Annotated in this window: 13 protein-coding genes and 3 pseudogenes; 12 read left to right on the top strand and 4 right to left on the bottom strand. The window is 69.9% G+C overall.

Features of this window, described 5'->3' with window-relative positions; translation table 11 throughout:
* The first annotated feature begins 18 nt into the window (after positions 1-18).
* From UK82_RS15270 to UK82_RS15245, 7 genes and pseudogenes are all read left to right on the top strand, one after another.
* A complete protein-coding gene (locus tag UK82_RS15270; RefSeq protein ID WP_044885858.1) occupies positions 19-714 on the top strand; it encodes a TetR/AcrR family transcriptional regulator in 696 nt (231 codons plus the stop codon).
* A gap of 300 nt (positions 715-1,014) precedes the next feature.
* On the top strand, positions 1,015-1,746 hold the full coding sequence (locus UK82_RS15265; RefSeq protein ID WP_236705972.1) for an ABC transporter ATP-binding protein: 732 nt from the start codon (positions 1,015-1,017) through the stop codon (positions 1,744-1,746).
* The gene (locus UK82_RS15260; protein WP_055407818.1) at positions 1,743-2,468 is read left to right on the top strand and encodes an ABC transporter permease subunit; all 726 of its coding nucleotides are present in this window, start codon (positions 1,743-1,745) and stop codon (positions 2,466-2,468) included. The genes UK82_RS15265 and UK82_RS15260 overlap by 4 nt, the downstream gene beginning before the upstream one ends.
* Complete coding sequence (locus tag UK82_RS15255) at positions 2,465-3,634, top strand: sensor histidine kinase (protein ID WP_044885855.1); 1,170 nt, start codon at positions 2,465-2,467, stop codon at positions 3,632-3,634. Before UK82_RS15260 ends, UK82_RS15255 begins: the two co-directional genes overlap by 4 nt.
* Before the next feature lie 13 nt (positions 3,635-3,647).
* A pseudogene (locus UK82_RS38000) lies at positions 3,648-3,977 on the top strand (response regulator transcription factor); the annotation flags it as partial.
* Between the two features lies 1 nt (position 3,978).
* On the top strand, positions 3,979-4,316 hold a 338-nt coding region (locus UK82_RS37995), incomplete at its 5' end, for a response regulator transcription factor (RefSeq protein ID WP_236705971.1).
* A gap of 174 nt (positions 4,317-4,490) precedes the next feature.
* On the top strand, positions 4,491-7,169 hold the full coding sequence (locus UK82_RS15245) for an FAD/NAD(P)-binding protein (RefSeq protein WP_044885920.1): 2,679 nt from the start codon (positions 4,491-4,493) through the stop codon (positions 7,167-7,169).
* 112 nt (positions 7,170-7,281) lie between these two features.
* Here the strand turns inward: UK82_RS15245 and UK82_RS15240 are convergent, their stop codons facing one another.
* The 4 genes from UK82_RS15240 to UK82_RS15225 form a co-directional block, all read right to left on the bottom strand.
* The gene (locus UK82_RS15240; RefSeq protein WP_044885853.1) at positions 7,282-8,049 is read right to left on the bottom strand and encodes a MerR family transcriptional regulator; all 768 of its coding nucleotides are present in this window, start codon (positions 8,047-8,049) and stop codon (positions 7,282-7,284) included.
* A gap of 12 nt (positions 8,050-8,061) precedes the next feature.
* The gene (locus UK82_RS15235; protein ID WP_055407816.1) at positions 8,062-8,865 is read right to left on the bottom strand and encodes an ABC transporter permease; all 804 of its coding nucleotides are present in this window, start codon (positions 8,863-8,865) and stop codon (positions 8,062-8,064) included.
* The gene (locus UK82_RS15230) at positions 8,862-9,833 is read right to left on the bottom strand and encodes an ABC transporter ATP-binding protein (protein WP_044885851.1); all 972 of its coding nucleotides are present in this window, start codon (positions 9,831-9,833) and stop codon (positions 8,862-8,864) included. The genes UK82_RS15235 and UK82_RS15230 overlap by 4 nt, the downstream gene beginning before the upstream one ends.
* 130 nt (positions 9,834-9,963) lie before the next feature.
* On the bottom strand, positions 9,964-11,928 hold the full coding sequence (locus UK82_RS15225; RefSeq protein WP_236705970.1) for a glycosyltransferase family 2 protein: 1,965 nt from the start codon (positions 11,926-11,928) through the stop codon (positions 9,964-9,966).
* Between the two features lie 505 nt (positions 11,929-12,433).
* On the opposite strand from UK82_RS15225, the pseudogene UK82_RS37990 reads away from it, so the two are divergent.
* The 5 genes and pseudogenes from UK82_RS37990 to UK82_RS15210 form a co-directional block, all read left to right on the top strand.
* Positions 12,434-12,699: pseudogene (locus UK82_RS37990) on the top strand (glycosyl hydrolase 53 family protein); the annotation flags it as partial.
* A gap of 1 nt (position 12,700) precedes the next feature.
* Positions 12,701-13,095 (top strand): annotated as a pseudogene (locus tag UK82_RS37985) (glycosyl hydrolase 53 family protein); the annotation flags it as partial.
* Position 13,096: 1 nt separating this feature from the next.
* Positions 13,097-13,603: glycosyl hydrolase 53 family protein (locus UK82_RS37980; RefSeq protein ID WP_236705969.1), on the top strand; the 507-nt coding region annotated here is incomplete at its 5' end.
* Between the two features lie 311 nt (positions 13,604-13,914).
* Positions 13,915-14,586, top strand: coding sequence for a DUF6461 domain-containing protein (locus UK82_RS15215; protein WP_055407812.1), 672 nt, complete (start codon positions 13,915-13,917; stop codon positions 14,584-14,586).
* Between the two features lie 546 nt (positions 14,587-15,132).
* Entirely contained in the window at positions 15,133-15,783 is a 651-nt protein-coding gene (locus UK82_RS15210) for a type II toxin-antitoxin system PemK/MazF family toxin (RefSeq protein ID WP_173667295.1), read from the top strand.
* The last annotated feature ends 42 nt before the right edge of the window (positions 15,784-15,825 follow it).

The raw sequence follows: 15,825 nt of genomic DNA, 5'->3' as shown, positions 1-15,825 counted from the left end.
GAGCGATAACCTGGCCGGGTGACCACAGGGAGGAACGCGTCGACACCGCTGCGCGGCCGGATCGACAAGCGGGCTGCCATCCTCGACGCGGCGCTGCGGGTGTTCGTTCAGGAGGGCTACGGCCTGGCGCGCGTCGAGACCATCGCCGAACGGGCCGGCGTCGCCAAGCCGACCGTGTACAACCACTTCCGGGACAAGGAGAACCTCTTCCGCACGGTCATCCTCGATGGGGCGCAGCGCACCGGCGACCGGATCGTGGCCGCGCTCGACCTCCTCCCCGACGACGGGGCGGACCTGGCCGGCGCCCTCACCCGGGTGGCCCGCAACGTCATCGACTGTCAGCTCAACGACGAGGGCTGGGCCCTGCAACGCCTCATGTACGCCGAGGCCGCCCGCTTCCCCGACCTGTTCGACGATGCCCTGCGCCTTGGCGGCGCCCACGTGCACATCGCCCTCGCCGGGCGCCTGGCCCGACTGGCCCATCGCGGTCACCTCGACATCGACGACGCCGACCTCGCCGCCGGCCACTTCCTCGCCCTCGTCTCCGGCGATCTCCCGACGCTGTCCGCTCTCGGCACCCGCGCCGTCACCGACCACGACCTGCAGGCCGCCATCGCCGCCGGCGTCAACACCTTCCTGCGCGCCTTCAACGCCACTCCCCCGGACCCGAACCGCCGGCCGGCACCAACCACCCGCGCCTCGACCTCGCGGTAGCGCCGGCACCCGGCCGTCGCCGGATTCTCGGGCCGGTCGCTCGCAGTCGTCCTTGACCTCGGCGCGGGTTAGCTGAGACACGCCAGCAGGCGCTGGCAGGCGGACGGATCGCCTGTGACGGTGTAGCTGTCCGCCCTGATGGTTGACCCCCGGTAAGCCGGCGCAGGCGGACGTTGTCCTCCACCCCCGGGGGGAGGGACGGTCGCCGCGATCTCCACCCACGGTCGAGCCGCGAAACCCACCGGTACGGCGATGACCGGGAGATCGAAGGATCGGATTCTGTCGGCCATGGGAATTTCAGTGACGGCGGGCGCGGCGGTCACGCCGAGCGCCGCGATCAGCGTCGAAGGTCTGACGAAGCGTTACGGCAGGCACACCGCCATCGAGAACATGTCATTCGGCGTCCGCGGCGGGGCGGTCACCGGCTTCTTCGGGCCCAACGGCGCCGGCAAGACGACGGTGCTCAAAGTGATCAGTGGGCTGGCCCGGCCGAGTGCCGGGCAGGTGCTGCTGAACGGCCGCGAGGCGCGCACGCCGGAAGCGCGCACGTTGGGGGTCTTCATCGAGCCCTGTGGCGCACACCCGGGTCGCTCGGCGCGGGCGCACCTGCGTTCGCTGGCGGCCCTGGCCGGGCTGCCCAGGGCGCGAGTCACCGAGATGGTCGAGTTGGTCGGCCTTGGGCAGGCCGGGCGTCGCAGGGTCGGAAAGTACTCGCTCGGTATGCGGCAGCGGCTTGGCCTGGCGGCGGCGCTGCTCGCCGATCCGGACATCCTGGTGCTGGACGAGCCGATGAACGGGCTGGATCCGCGCGGGATCCAGTGGTTGCGCACCCTGCTGCGCGAACGGGCCGACGCGGGCCGCACCGTCGTGTTGTCGAGTCATTCGCTGACCGAGGTCGAGCGCACGGTCGACGATGTCATCGTCATCGACCGAGGGCGTCTTGTGCATCAGGGCCGGATGGCTTCGATCGCCGAGAGTGGCTTCTCCCTCGAGGACGTCTTTCTTAGGCTGACCGAAGGCGAGGACGCGTGACCGGCCGGCTGGTCAGGGGCGAGCTGATCAAAATTCTGACCACGCGCACGCCGCTGGTCTTCGCGGCGGCCTCGGTCGCGCTGACGGCCGCGAACGTCCTGATTGTCACGCTTGCCTCGGGGACGCTCGACGAGGTGGGAGAGAAGGAGGAGGCCCTGTCCGGGATGCCGATCCTGTTGCTGCTGCTCGGGGCGGTCGGTGTCGCCGGCGAGTTCCGGCACCGCACCGCGGCTCCCGCGGCGCTGGCCTCGGGCGCCTCGCGGGAACGTCTGCTGCTCGCGCGGGCCACGGCGTACGCGATCGTGAGTCTGGTCGTCGGGTCGGCCATGGTGGCGGTGTCGCTGGGGGCCGGGCTGCCGCTGTTGGCTCGGCAGCCCGGCCCCGGCCTGAGTGCCCGCGAGGCGACCGCGGTGGCGGTGGGCCTGCTGACGTCGTCGGTGCTCGCGACGATGATCGGCGTGGCCGTCGGCGCGCTGGTTCGCAACCAGGTCCTGGCCGCGGCCGGCGCACTGATCCTCACCTTCGTCGTGAACCCGCTGCTCGACCTCGTCCGGCAGGACGCGTCGGACTACACCCCGTTCGGCGCGGTGGGGGTGCTGACCCGGATGTCCCACGGGCCGGATCGCCTCTCCCTGACCGCGGCGGCGATCGTCCTGGGCGCCTGGACGGTGGGGCTCATGTGCGCGGCGTTGGCCGGGGAACGCCGGCGCGACCTGGCATGACCATCCGGCGCGGGCTGGTGTTCGATCTCGTCGTCACGGTGGCCGCCACGATCGCCGAGCTCAGCCTTCTCCTCAACGACGACCACACCGCGCGGGTGTCGACGGTGCTGCTGGCGGTTGTGTCCGGCGGTGCGCTCACAGCGCGCCGCCGGGCGCCGTGGGTAGTGCTCCTCGCGACGCTCGCTCTGGCTGCCGCGCTGGTGGCTGCCGGTGACGCACCGGGCGGTGTGCCTGTCCTGGTAGCGCTCTTCACGATCGCCGAGGGTGACGACTGGCGCCGCGCGCTCGTCGCGCTCGTGCCCACCGCGGTGCTCCTGGCCGCGCTGTCGATCGTGTCCGTCCCGGTGACGGCCGCGGTGTGGGCGTTGGGCGCATACGCGCGGACCCGCCGTCGCTACGTGCGCGCGCTCGAGGAGCGCGCCGAGGACCTTCAGCGTGAGCGGGAGTATCTGGCCCGGATCGCGGTCCACGAGGAGCGCGCGTCGATCGCCCGCGAGCTGCACGACATCGTCGCCCATTCGGTGACCGTGATGCTGCTCGGCGTGCGCGGCGCCCGGGACGTGCTGCATACCAGGCCGGACCGGGCCGACGAAACGCTGGCGCGGGTCGAGACGAGCGGGGAGCAGGGCCTCGCCGAGCTTCGGCGGATGCTGACCGTGCTGCGCGCACCCGGCGCCTCCGCCGACTCCCGCCCCATGCCCGCGCTGACGGACCTGGATGAGCTGGTCGGCGACTACCGTGCCGCCGGGCTGCCCGTCGAGCTACGGGTGACGGGGAAGCCCAGAGCGCTGTCCGGCGGACTGGAGCTGTCCGTCTACCGCATCACCGAGGAAGCGCTGACCAATGTGCTGAAACATGCCCGTCCGAGCCAGGTGACGGTCACGCTGGCCTACCGGGACGGAAGCATTGACGTGGCGGTGACCGACGACGGTGCGACCGGGTTGGCGCGGGCGCCGGTCGGTGATGAGGACCCGCGGGACGCGTCGATGACCAGCGAGCCGGCCCGGCACGGCCTCGTCGGGATGCGGGAGCGGGTCGCGGTGCTCGGTGGCGAGCTGGAGTTCGGCCACCGGCCCGGTGGCGGGTTCCGCGTGGCGGCCCGCCTGCCGACGGGCGGTGGGGCAGGAGCGCCCGCCGCGCCGGCCCGTCGAACCACCGGGGAGTGAGGAGGGGAGTCGGATGACCATCCGCCTGTTGATCGTGGACGACCAGGAGCTGATCCGGACGGGCCTGCGGCTGATACTCGAAACCCAGGAGGACTTCGAGGTGGTCGGCGAGGCCGCCGACGGCCGGGAGGCGCTCGCGCGGGCCGAGGAACTGCGACCTGATGTCGTCCTGCTCGACATTCGCATGCCGCGCATGGACGGCGTGGAGACCACCGCCCACCTGACCGCCGACGGGCCCACCCCGCCGCCGCGCGTCCTCATCCTGACCACCTTCGACCTGGACGAGTACGTCTTCGGCGCGCTGCGCGCCGGGGCGGCCGGATTCCTGCTCAAGGACGCCTCCNGCGAACGCCTGATCGAGGCGATCCGGGTCCTGCATGCCGGTGACGCGCTGCTGTCACCGTCTGTCACCCGGAGGCTGGTCGAGGCCTTCGCCGGCCGCGTCCGCCCGCCGACCCCACCCGGCCTGCTCAACGCCCTGACGCCACGCGAGCGGGAGGTACTGGTCCTGGTCGCCCGAGGACTGTCGAACACCGAGATAGCCGGGCGCCTGGTCGTGACCGAGGCGACCGTGAAGAGCCACCTGGGTGCCGTGCTCGCCAAGCTCGGACTGCGTGACCGGGTGCAGGCCGTGGTGCTCGCCTACGAGAACGGCGTCGTCGTCGCGGGCGAGCCCGCGTAAGCCCGGCCGCCGATGACGAACCGGGCCGCGGGGCTGCCAATCGGATCACACACCTCGTTCCGTCGATCTGGGCTACGACCTCCCCCACCTGCGCCTAACCTGATAAGGACTGGAATTGACGCAGAAGGAGATCTCTATGCCCAGGTGTCCGCACACGTCCTGTCGACGGTCCCGATGAGTGCGCCGGTGGTCGTCGCGGTGGTGGGTGGCGGGGCGAGCGGTTGCCTCGCCGCCGCCCAGCTAGCAAGGTCCGTGGCGGTTACCGGCCGCAGGTTCACAATATTGCTCGTCGAACCGGACGACGTCGGCGAGGGCCTGGCGTATCGGACCCGGGATCCGCGGCACCGGCTCAATGTCCCGGCCGCGAAGATGAGCGCATTCGACGATGATCCGCAGCACTTCCTGCGCTGGCTTCGTCGGCACGTCGCGGTCGACTTTCCAGCCAGGGGTTACGCGCCCCGCCAGTTCTACGCCGACTACCTCCGCCACACGCTGGAGGAGACGCTGCGCGCCGCGAGCGGGGTGCACTGCGAGCGGGTGCGTGCTCGCGCGACGGACCTCCGCCGGCACGGCCGCCGGCTGCGCCTCACGCTCGACGACGGGACCAGCCATCCGGTCGACGGTGTCGTCCTCGCGCTCGGGCACGGCGCCGCGACGACGTCGTGGGCCCCGCCGGCGCTGGCCCGGTCGCCGCGGTTCGTCGGTGATCCATGGCGGGCGGATTCCCAGCCCCACGTCCCGGCTGGCAGCGACGTGCTGCTCGTCGGCTCGGGCCTGACGATGGCCGACATGGCCCAGCGCTGGAGCCGGGCCGGCGTGCGCCTGCATGTGACCTCGCGTCACGGGCTGCTTCCGCTCCCCCACGTGCTGGACCCGGCGCCGCCGCTGGCCGCCCCGGAGTTGCCCGCCGGACCGGTGAGCCTCGCCCAGGCCCGCCGGCTTGTCTTCGATCACATCCGCGCGGCCGGTGGCGACTGGCGGCGGGGCGTGGACGCGATGCGCCCGGTGACGGCCGAGCTGTGGTCGCGCCTGGACGCGGCTGCCCGGTCGAGCTTCGTCGCCACGACGATGCGGCGCTGGGACCAGGTGCGCCACCGCGTCGACCCCGCCATCCACGCCTGGCTGGAGCAGCGCCGCGCCGAGGGATCGCTGGTCGTGCACGCCGCGCAGGTCGTCGACGCTTCCGACACCGCGGCCGGCGTCGAGGTCTCGCTCAGCGACGGCTCGCGGGTACTCGCCGCGGCCGTGGTCAACTGCACCGGTGCGGGCGCCGGCGTGCGGACCAGCCATGATCCCCTGGTCATGAACCTGCTTGCCACCGGCCTGGCGACCCCGGACAGCCTGGACCTGGGCTTCGCCACCGAGGCGTCCGGGCGGCTGGTCGCGGCCGACGGACCCCGGCCGGCGATCTGGGCCATCGGACCGTTGCGGCGCGGCGAGCTGTGGGAGAGCACGGCGATCCCCGAGATCCGCGGCCAGGCGGCCTCGGTCGCCCGCGCCGTCGTGGCCGCCCTGCCTGGGCCACAGGGCGTCCGGCGGGTGCGCGACCCCTACGGCCTGCCCCTCACCGCCAGCCCGGAGGCGGCCGGTCGCTATGTCGCCGGGCTCGGACGGATCCTGCGGGTACAGTCCGGAGCCGAAGCGCTGGTGGCCGAAGCGGTCGCGGCCGACCCCCAGTTCGCCCTCGGGCAGGCGGTGCTGGCGCTGCTCGGTGCCGAGTGGGGCGCCGACGTCGACGTGGAAACGGCTCTGCGGAACGCGCAACGCCACGCCGGCCGGGCCGACGAGCGTGAGCGACGCTTCATCGAGGTCGTCGCCGCCCGCATCCGCGAGCCGGGGGGAGCCGGTTCGGCCGCGGCACTGCTCAGCTACATCCACGCCTACCCGGAAGATGCCCTGGCCGTCAGCATCGCTGTGCCGACGATCGCGTTCAGCGGCGCGACGGAGCTCCCGGCCGAGGCCTGGGCCCTGGTCGAAGGCCTGGCTGCCGTCTACCGCGACGACTGGTGGTACCGGGGGCTGCTCGCCTTCACCCGCCAGGAGCAGGAGCGCTGGGACGAGGCGGCCGAACTCGCCGCACTGGCGCTGGCCGTCGAACCGACCGCCGGCCACGCCGTCCACGCGAAGACCCACGTCCACTACGAGACCGGCGACCATGAGGCGGGGCTGGCCTGGTTGGACGCCTGGATCTCGACCTGCGGGTCGGATTCGTCGCATCGGGCGCACTTCTCCTGGCACGCGGCCCTGCACGAACTCGCCCTCGGTGACGACAGCGCGATCCGGGCGCGTTTCTCGACCCAGCTCGCGCCGCCGGCCGTCTCCGGCGTCCGGGCGCTGATCGACTCGGCGTCGCTGCTGTGGCGCGGCTTCGCGGCCGGCGCCTGGACGTCGGTGGAACTCGGACCGGTGTTGGAGACCGTTCCCGCCGCGTTGCTCGTCGATCCGCCGACGCCCTTCGTCGGGCTCCACTCGGCGGTCGCCCTCGCCGCCGTGGGGGACTGCCGCCGACTCGCGCAACTGCGCCGGTCCGCGGCCGCCCGGAGCAACGCGGTGTTCACCGACACCGTCGCGCCGCTGGCCGACGCCCTGATGCATCTCCTGCACGGTGATCCCGACCGGGCGACCGACGCGCTGATCGCGTTGCCCGGCGTCGAGCGGCTCGGGGGCAGCGCCGCCCAGCGCGAGATCGTCGAGGACACCACGATCTACTGTGCCATCCAGGCCAACCGGCCCGACATCGCCCAGTCGCTTCTGCGGACTCGACTCGACCGCCGCTGCTCCCCCCGCGACGTCCACCGCCGTGCGCAGCTCCTCACGAGCCAGCAGACCGGACGCCCGTCACCGACCGACTGACCCGAGCGAACCGAGTGACCGGTGCTTCACCCGGGCCGGCGGCGGCAGCCCCGCCGCCGGCCCGGGAGTCCGAACACTCGTGCGGCGACCACCGCTCACGCCGCCGACAGCGCTATCGCGGAGAGATCCGCTCGAACTTGGTCCAGCCGCGCCAGCCGCGTTCCTCGAGCCGCGCCAGGAGCCGACGGGCGATCGGCACCGAGTTGAGGAAGACCGCGTCGAGGAGCTCCGCGAGCTCATCGGTCATCTCCTGGTCGCGGCTATCCCATCCCTCGGCATCGGCGGCCTCGAGAGAGGCGACGAGCCGGTCGGCCAACGCCGTCAACCGCGGGTCGTCCACCTCCCAGTCGATCATCGCGACGAAATCCCAGTAGAGGTCGACCGTCGCCGGGTCGTCGAGCTGCTGCTGCTTCATTTTCATGTAGAGCGGCATGTGCTCCGGGAGTTTGGCGGCCACCAGGATCCAGGCGTCCCGCTCGCCCTCGATCATCAGGTCCGGCAGTCCGAGCTCGCGCAGCCGGTCGAGGTACGCCACCGCCTCCGGCGGCAGGGCCAGGCTGTCTCCGGCTGCCAGCTGCGCGATCCGCTCGCGGTGCCGCTGCCGCTGCCTGATCTCCGCGCGCAGGCGCCGGTCGATGTCGGCGACGGCGGCCGCGAACTCCTCCTCGCCCGCGGCCAACAGCTCGCGGACGCGCGCGAGCGGCACGCCGGCGTCGGCGAGGGTCCGGATCCTGACGAGCTCGACGACGGCGTGGGCGTCGTAGCGCCGGTAGCCGGAGTGGTCGCGCTTCGGCTCCGGCAGGAGACCCTTGGCGTGGTAGTGCCGCACCGCGCGCACGGTGACGCCCGCGTACGACGCCAGTTGGCTGATCGTGAGCACCGCGCCAGTATCCTATTTCCCGGGCACGCGGAGGAACAGCCGACGCGACCAGAGGTAGCCGAGCAGCGCGATGGCGACGCACCAGCCGATCGCGAGCCACCGGTCGGAGTCCGTCGCGGCGCCCGTGGCGAGCGCGCGGAGGGTGTTGATCATCGGGGTGAACGGCTGGTACTCCGCGAACTGGCGCAGCCCGGTCGGCATCGCGTCGGTCGGCACGAAGGCGCTGCTGACGAACGGCAGGATCATCAGGAACAGCGGGGTGTTACTGGCCGTCTCGACGCTGTCCGCCGCCAGGCCCAGGCCGACGGTCAGCCAGGTGAGCGAGAACGCGATGAGGATCAGCAGCCCGATCACACCGAGCCAGCCGAGCGGGCCGGCATCGGAGCGGAACCCGAGGAGGAACGCGAACGCCGTCACGATCACCACGGCGAAGCCGGTCCTGATGACAGCGCCCAGCACGTGGCCGGTGAGCACCGACACCCGGGCGATGTTCATCGTGCGGAACCGGGCGATGATCCCGGTGGTCATGTCGGTCGCGGTCGAGATCGCGGTGCCGAGCGCGACGCTGGCGACGGTCATGAACAGGATGCCCGGCGTGATGAAGACGAGGTAGCCCCTGCGGTCTCCGCCACCCGCCTGGCCCGTCTGGCCCGGCAGGCCGGCGCCCAGGGTCCCGCCGAACACGTACACGAACAGCAGCAGGAACAGGATCGGCTGTGCGACCAGAATGATCGACAACGAAGGGTAGCGGCGGATGTGCCGCAGGTTGCGCCGCAGCATCGTCGCCGAGTCACGGACGATGTAGGTGGTGCTCATGCGGGGATCCGCTCGGATGCGGGCGCCTCGGATGCGGGCGCCTCGGATGCGCGGCCGGTGAGCGCGAGGAACACGTCGTCGAGGTCGGCGGAGGAGACCGTCAGGCCGGCGACGCCATCGTCGTCGAGGCCGTCGAGCACGCGGCGCAGCCCGGCGATGCTGCCGTCGCCCGGCACCTGCAGGGTGAGTGCCTCGGCGTCGGTGGTGGCCTCCGGGTGCGCCGCCGCTGCCGCGGCCAGCCCCGCGGCGTCGGTGAACTGCACCGACACGTGCCCGCCGGGCACCCGCCGCTTCAGTTCCGCCGCCGTGCCCTCGGCGACCAGGCGGCCACCGTCGAGGACCCCGATCCGGTCGGCCAGCTCGTCGGCCTCCTCGAGGTACTGCGTCGTCAGCAGCACCGTCACGCCGTCGGCGACCTGCTCGCGCACGATCGCCCACAGGGCGCGACGGCTGCGCGGGTCGAGACCGGCCGTCGGCTCATCGAGGAAGATCAGCCGGGGCCGGGCGATGAGCGTCATCGCCAGATCCAGCCGCCGCTTCATGCCGCCCGAGTAGGTCTGTGCCCGCCGGTCGGCCGCGTCGACGAGGTCGAAGCGCTCCAGCATCACGGTCACGGCGGCGGTCGCGGTCGCCCGGTCCAGGTGCGCCAGGTCGGCCATCAGCCGCAGGTTCTCAGCTCCGGTGAGCAGCTCGTCGATCGCCGAGAACTGCCCGGTGACACCGATCGCGGCGCGCACCCCGGCGGGCTCGCGTCGGACGTCGAAGCCGGCGACGCGGATCTCGCCGTCACCGGGGGTCAGCAAGGTGGAGAGGATGTTGACGATGGTCGTCTTGCCGGCGCCGTTGGGTCCGAGCAGGGCGTAGACGGTGCCCTCCGGGACGGTCAGGTCGACGCCGTCCAGCACGGTGTGGTCGCCGTAGGACTTGGTGAGTCCGGAAGCCTCGATCGCGGGGCTGGTAGCGGTCATGCCGCCATGCTGGAACCCCGACGCAGGGTCAAGGTCAAGCCGGCGCCCGCAGAAACCTTTCAGGACAACTCGCAGGCAGCGGCAGAAGCCCAGGAACATGGCCCGGTTCTGGCGGACTTCGCGGGAGGATCTAGGTCGAGGAGAGCGCACCCCAGATCGGCATGCTGCAGGCGGCGGCGGTGATCGCGGTCGCCACTGCGAGAACGGCTGTGGTCAGCAGCGGTGCGGCCTGCCGCCGCAGTCGAACGGTGAGCTGCGAGCTACCGCCCGGGGTGGCCCTGACCTCCTGCAGGATAACGAAGATCAGCACCAGCAGGAATACCAGCGCGTCCTGCAGCGCGAAGAGAAGGTAGCCCTCGTTGGAGCCGGGCCCGTACGCGGCAAGGTAGCACCAGCATGCGGCGAGAGGCAGGATCACCATGGCGATGTACGGCGCGACCATCCGCAGCGAGATCGCGTTGCCGTCGCCGTCCACCCCCTTCTTGGTGATCATATAAGGCTTCTTGACTCGTAGCACGACCTGGACGAGCGCGGAAAGAACGATGATCCAGCGGGCGGCGTGTAGCACCATTCCCCGCCAGGTGAGCCGCACACCGGCTGGCAGGTGCCAGGGCCGGCTCCACAGCCAGATAGCTGCGGCCATGGCGGTCATCGGGAAGCTGTGGCCGACGAAGTCGAGGTAGTGCACCTTCGCGATGCGCTGATTCAGGCAGAGGGAGATCAGCGGCAATGTGAACAGGATGAGCATCGACAGTGACCAGAAGGTGTACCAGGTCTGCGCGAAAAGGAACTGCATCGCCTGACGTGGCTTGTACTGCCGGAGCAGTCGGGGCGTGTGGCGAAGCAGTACCTCGATCATCGAGTAGGCCCAGGCGAACTGCTGCGACAGGTAGGTCTCAAATGTTTCCGGCCCGTCGCCGACCGCGAGGATGTCGGGGACGAAGACCCCCTGATATCCGCGGGCGGCGAGGCAGACGGTGTCGAGGTGGTCCTCGGCTCGAGTCGGCTGAAACCCGCCTATCTCGCGGATCGCGGCGGTGTCGTACGTGCAGTGGCTACCGATGATGAACGGCGTTCGGGAGAACCCGTAGAAACCCATCTGGAGCGGTCCCTGGAGACCGAGTTCCTGTTCGGCGGCGCCCCGCGCGGTCCAGTGGGTGAAGTTACCGTAGACGCTGGGCGCCTGTACCCATTTCACCTTCGAGTCGGCGAAATAACCGAGGACCCTGTCCAGGTAGTCCGGATTCGGGATGTGGTCGATGTCAAGCTGCGTGAAATGGCTGTAATTGTGCCCATAGGCGTCGAGCCAGCTGTTGACGTTGCCGGCCTTCGTCTTCCGCTTGAAGGGTGGGAACCGCCGGTTCCAGCCGGCCACGCCCACCTTTCCCCAACGGGCCTCGTCGTGGCGCGAGAAATACTTGACCCCCATGGATCGGGCCAACGCCTCTATTTCTGGAGAGGAAATTTTGTCGACGAGTATCCAGCTGTCGTGAGGATAGCTGATTCGACTCATGGCGACGAGTTGGCGACGCACGATGTCCAGCGACTCCGAGCCGGGCACGGTGAGACTCAGAACGGCTACCCGTCCGATCGGCGCGGCGCGCTCGGCGTGGGCCACTGGAATCGGGGTCGGTCGCCGCATGTGTCCCACGAAAAGCATGTACATCGACGACAGGAGCACGCCCACGTAGAAAAAAGAAAATGACATGAGTATGAACAGCGGAAGCGAGCCGATGTGATCCCCGCGCAGCCACCATACCCAGAAGAAGAGCACAGCGAGGATCCACCCGGCCACGATCAGCCAGTACTGCCGTCGCTGCCGGCGACTCATCGGGGAGGTGGACTGGACGCGGATCTCGGACTGCCCCGGGGCCACCTCCGCCCGACGCGGCGCGGAAGGACGGTATTCCAGGGGCATGGTGAGCTGTCCCACGCCGTCGGCCAAAAATGCGGTCGCGTTCTCCCCGCGTAGCGGACTCCGCACCGTTCCCCCAATCCGCGCACGGTCGGCGCACGGCAAAAAGACCAATAACGGAGCGCGCGTGATCGGCCCGAGAAAGGACGACCAGTTCCCGGCCGGCAGATCAGCATCCAAACGGGGTTCGCCCCGTGGTCGGCTACGCTGTCGCGCGATTGGCCGAGCTACTCAACGAAGGCAAGGGTCACGTCACGCGACGCTTCCGCGCGCCCGTGTGGTCGGCAGGCCGAAGACCCTGTCGCACGTTGCCCCCCAGTCCCTGCGCCCCACGAGGATCGCGACATATTGATCGAGGACCCTCGGACTGTTCGTTACGCTAAGGCATCATCTGTCAATTAGCAAAATTTGCACTATCGGCGATAAGGGGTGCACGGAGGGTGACTTTTCATCGGAGGTGTACCGATTCGATACTATTCCTCCGTAATCAGCATGACTTCCGCCGCCGAAGCAGGCCTACGTCCGTTGCGGTTGCGGGCATCACACACACGAACGCAGGCTTCTCGTCCTGGAAAGACACGACGGACACCCTCCGGGCGGGCCCGGGGTGGGTCTGCGGTCCACCCGACGCGATCGAGCGCTCGGCTGGGGGGAGTGGACGCTGGTGCAGGTCAGAGGCGTACGGATGATCCACCTGGCCAGCGCGGCGATCGTGGTCGGGCTGCTGATCGTCGTCGTCATGGCCGCGCCGTGGCGGCCCGCGCCGTCCGCCGGAGTCCCCGGCGTCCGAGGCGCGGACATCTCTTTCACGCTGCAGGAGGAGGCCGCCGGCACGGCCTTCTCCGACGGAGGTGAACGTCTGCCGATCGAGCGGATACTCGCGGCCCACGGCGCGAACTACGTCCGGTTACGGGTATGGGTCAATCCACCCCCGGGATACAGCGACGAGCGNTCGGCACTCGAGCTGGCGCGGAGAGCGAAGGACACTGGCCTGAAGATCCTGCTCGTGCCCCACTACTCGGACTTCTGGGCCGACCCATACAGCCAGCAAACACCGGCCGCCTGGCACGAAGCCGACCTCGCCGCCATGCTCGGCACGGTCAGAACCTATACACGTGACCTGGTCGCGACATTCGCCGAACACGGCACACCGGTCGATATGATCCAGATCGGGAACGAGATCACCAACGGCATGCTCTGGCCACTCGGCGCAGTCCAACACGGCGCGGCGCAGGACTGGTCACCTTTCGCCACGCTGATCAACAGTGCGATCACCGGTGCCCGCGAAGGTGAGCCCCACCGTCACCTGTCCGTCGTCCTCCACATTGACAGCGGCGGCGACGCCAGNCGTTCACAGTACTTCTTCGACAAACTCATGCACGCCGGGGTCACAGCTTTCGATGTGATCGGCCTCACCTATTATCCGTACTGGAACGGCTCGCTGGCGGATCTGCGTGCGAACCTCGCGAACCTGGCCGCGCGCTACCACAAGAAGATTCTCATCGTGGAGACCGCCTACCCATGGACCCTGGCCGGAACGAAACCCGGCGACTGGGTCAGAACGGCCGATCAGCTACCGGACCGAAAAACTCTTCCCGCCACGGCGGAAGGCCAGGAGAACTACTTCAGGCAACTCCGACGGCTACTCCAGGAAGTGCCAGACCATCGCGGGCTGGGATTCTTTGTCTGGGAGCCCGGCTGGCTTACCGTCGACCCGAAGGCCGGCGAACGAATTCCGACCGCCAACCTGGCGATGTTCGACGGGCACGGAGCCGCCCTGCCCAGCCTCGACGCATTCTCCGCGCAGGATGGGTCCGCCGCACGACCACGACCACGACCACGACCATCGGAATGATATCGGCGCAGCTTCGACACCTGATCAGCTATCCGAGCGATGTCCCTCGCGCCGGCATTCCATCCGCGATTGCTGCTGGTCGGCCGTTTCTATTCGCGCGATCGGCGCAACATCGACCGCGTACGGGCAGGTCGGTGGCGAACCGGAAGATCATGTTTTCGTGGCGGCGGAACCCGTGGATCAGCGTCCGGGCGTCGACGGCCAGCGGGCTTCGTTTCCCGGAGTTGTCGGTGTCACCGCAGGCGAGCGCGCCGGGCTGCCCCCACGCGGCTATATTCCTGGGGGCAGCCGCACCAGACCCGGAGCACGAAATGACCCAGCCTTCCCCGGAGCAGGACTGGACGGCAATCGTCCGCTACGGGCCGTTCTGCCTCACCGTCACCCGCGGGGTGACCCCCCGGAACCTGCTGGAGCGTTACGAGGCCGATCCGACGACAGCCCGCCTCCTTGCCTTCGGCGAGACCGACGCCGTCGTCCAGCCCGGCCCGGACCGGACGATCCTCACCAGTGGAACCCTCGGGGACTGGACGTTCGGCTTCGAGACCATGAGTGTCGAAGGCGTCATGCCCGAGACCCTCGCCGCGCTGTCCCGCGGCACGCAGACACTGGCCCTCAACGACTCCGCCAACGCCATGCACACCCTGAAGCACTGGGTCGACGGGCAACCCCAGGAAAGCTTCGAAATCGGGAACCCGGTCACCCGGCGCGCCGCCGGCCCCCATCCGCTCTGGGACGCCACCGAACGCCACCGGGCCACCCATCCCGACCAGTCGGACATCGTCGCCGCTCTGCGGGCCGTGAACGACCACCTCGGCGGGCACCTCGCCCCCCGCATGCTCGCACGCCCGCTGCTCACCGCCATGCTGCCCGAGCGTCGTCCCCCGCTCTCCGCACTCAGACCCGCCCTCCCACTCGTCCACCCAAGAGAATCGACGCCGCTCGGCCAATACCTCGGCACCCTCCGCCCGCCCGAGGAGAGATGACGCCGTTTCCGGCAGACAGAAGCAGCGCCGGGAGTCCACCCCGGCGAGAACCGCAACATGTTCACTTCATCGCGTCGCCTCCCTGTCCGACGCGGCCACCGGTGCGCCGACGGCCTGGCGTTGGGGGTCCCGCCGTATACAGGTGACGGCTCCGGAGGTGTCTGCTGGGAGCACAGGGCGTCGCCGACCCGATGCAGCAGGACCCTCCAGTCCCGGCGGCTCGGGAGCCGGGAGTGTCAAGTTAACGGCTTTGGCTCACGTGCGGTGGTGACGCCGGGTAGCAGGCATCACGATCCGTCAGATATACGGATTCGTCCAAAGATAGCGGGGCTCGACGCCGTCNCCGCTTGTGGCGGACGGCCTGATCGTCGACCGGAGCTGCTTGTGGATCGTCAGGTTTGAGCCGCACCGCCCCGATCTCCTCGAGGGCTGCCTCGCCGGCACCGGCCCGACCTGGGACACGTCATGATCCCGGCCAGAACCAGCATGACCCAGCAACATCATGATCCAGCGAAACCACACATTAAAGATCAGTATTGTGGCGGCATGGGATTGCTGGGGGATCTGATCAAGATCGTGTCCGACCTGGTGACGAGCAGTCACCGCCGGGGGGAGACGCCCTCACGGGAGGCGGGACGGGAAGGTCGGCGGCGGTCGACATCAACGCCGACGGCCCGTTCCTCCTCGCCATCCTCCTCGCCATCCTCGGTGGCAGCCGCGCGCAGTCACCCGGCCCGGGAGCGGGCGGGGTCGTCCCGCGCGCAGGCGGAGGTCTCGCCGGGCGAGTCCGGGCCGGACGCCACCAGGGAGGTCGATCCGGATCGCATCGGGCCGGTGCGGATGAGCTACGCGCCGCAGTCGGACGGGGCCCCGGATCCCGGCGAGATCGTCTGGACGTGGGTGCCGTTCGAGGAGAACGACGGACGGGGCAAGGATCGGCCGGTCCTCGTGGTGGCCGTCGAATCCGCGGGCACCTACCTGGCCGTGCAGCTCACCAGCAAGGATCATGACGGCGAGGGCGACTTCGTGTCCGTCGGCGCGGGCGGGTGGGACAGCGAGCACCGACCGTCCTGGGTCAACCTGGACCGGGTGATCCGGGTGCACGAGGGCGGGATGCGCCGAGAGTCGACGGCCCTGCCGCGCGAGCCGTTCGAGCGGGTCACGGACCGGCTGCGGCAGCGCTACGGCTGGCGCTAGCTAAGACGACACAAGCTGCAGATGTGTGCAAACCATGAGGGG

The organism is Frankia sp. ACN1ag (assembly GCF_001414035.1).
GTDB lineage: Bacteria > Actinomycetota > Actinomycetes > Frankiales > Frankiaceae > Frankia > Frankia torreyi.
The sequence above is the reverse complement of the archived record's forward strand: the minus strand, read 5'-3'. Positions and strand labels throughout refer to the sequence as shown.

Bases quoted from the DNA above. Each gene is read 5' to 3' on its own strand.
- UK82_RS15255 (WP_044885855.1), top strand. From the start codon at position 2,465: ATGACCATCCGGCGCGGGCTGGTGTTCGATCTCGTCGTCACGGTGGCC.
- UK82_RS15245 (WP_044885920.1), top strand. From the start codon at position 4,491: ATGAGTGCGCCGGTGGTCGTCGCGGTGGTGGGTGGCGGGGCGAGCGGT.
- UK82_RS15235 (WP_055407816.1), bottom strand. From the start codon at position 8,865: ATGAGCACCACCTACATCGTCCGTGACTCGGCGACGATGCTGCGGCGC.
- UK82_RS15230 (WP_044885851.1), bottom strand. From the start codon at position 9,833: ATGACCGCTACCAGCCCCGCGATCGAGGCTTCCGGACTCACCAAGTCC.
- UK82_RS15215 (WP_055407812.1), top strand. From the start codon at position 13,915: ATGACCCAGCCTTCCCCGGAGCAGGACTGGACGGCAATCGTCCGCTAC.
- UK82_RS15210 (WP_173667295.1), top strand. From the start codon at position 15,133: ATGGGATTGCTGGGGGATCTGATCAAGATCGTGTCCGACCTGGTGACG.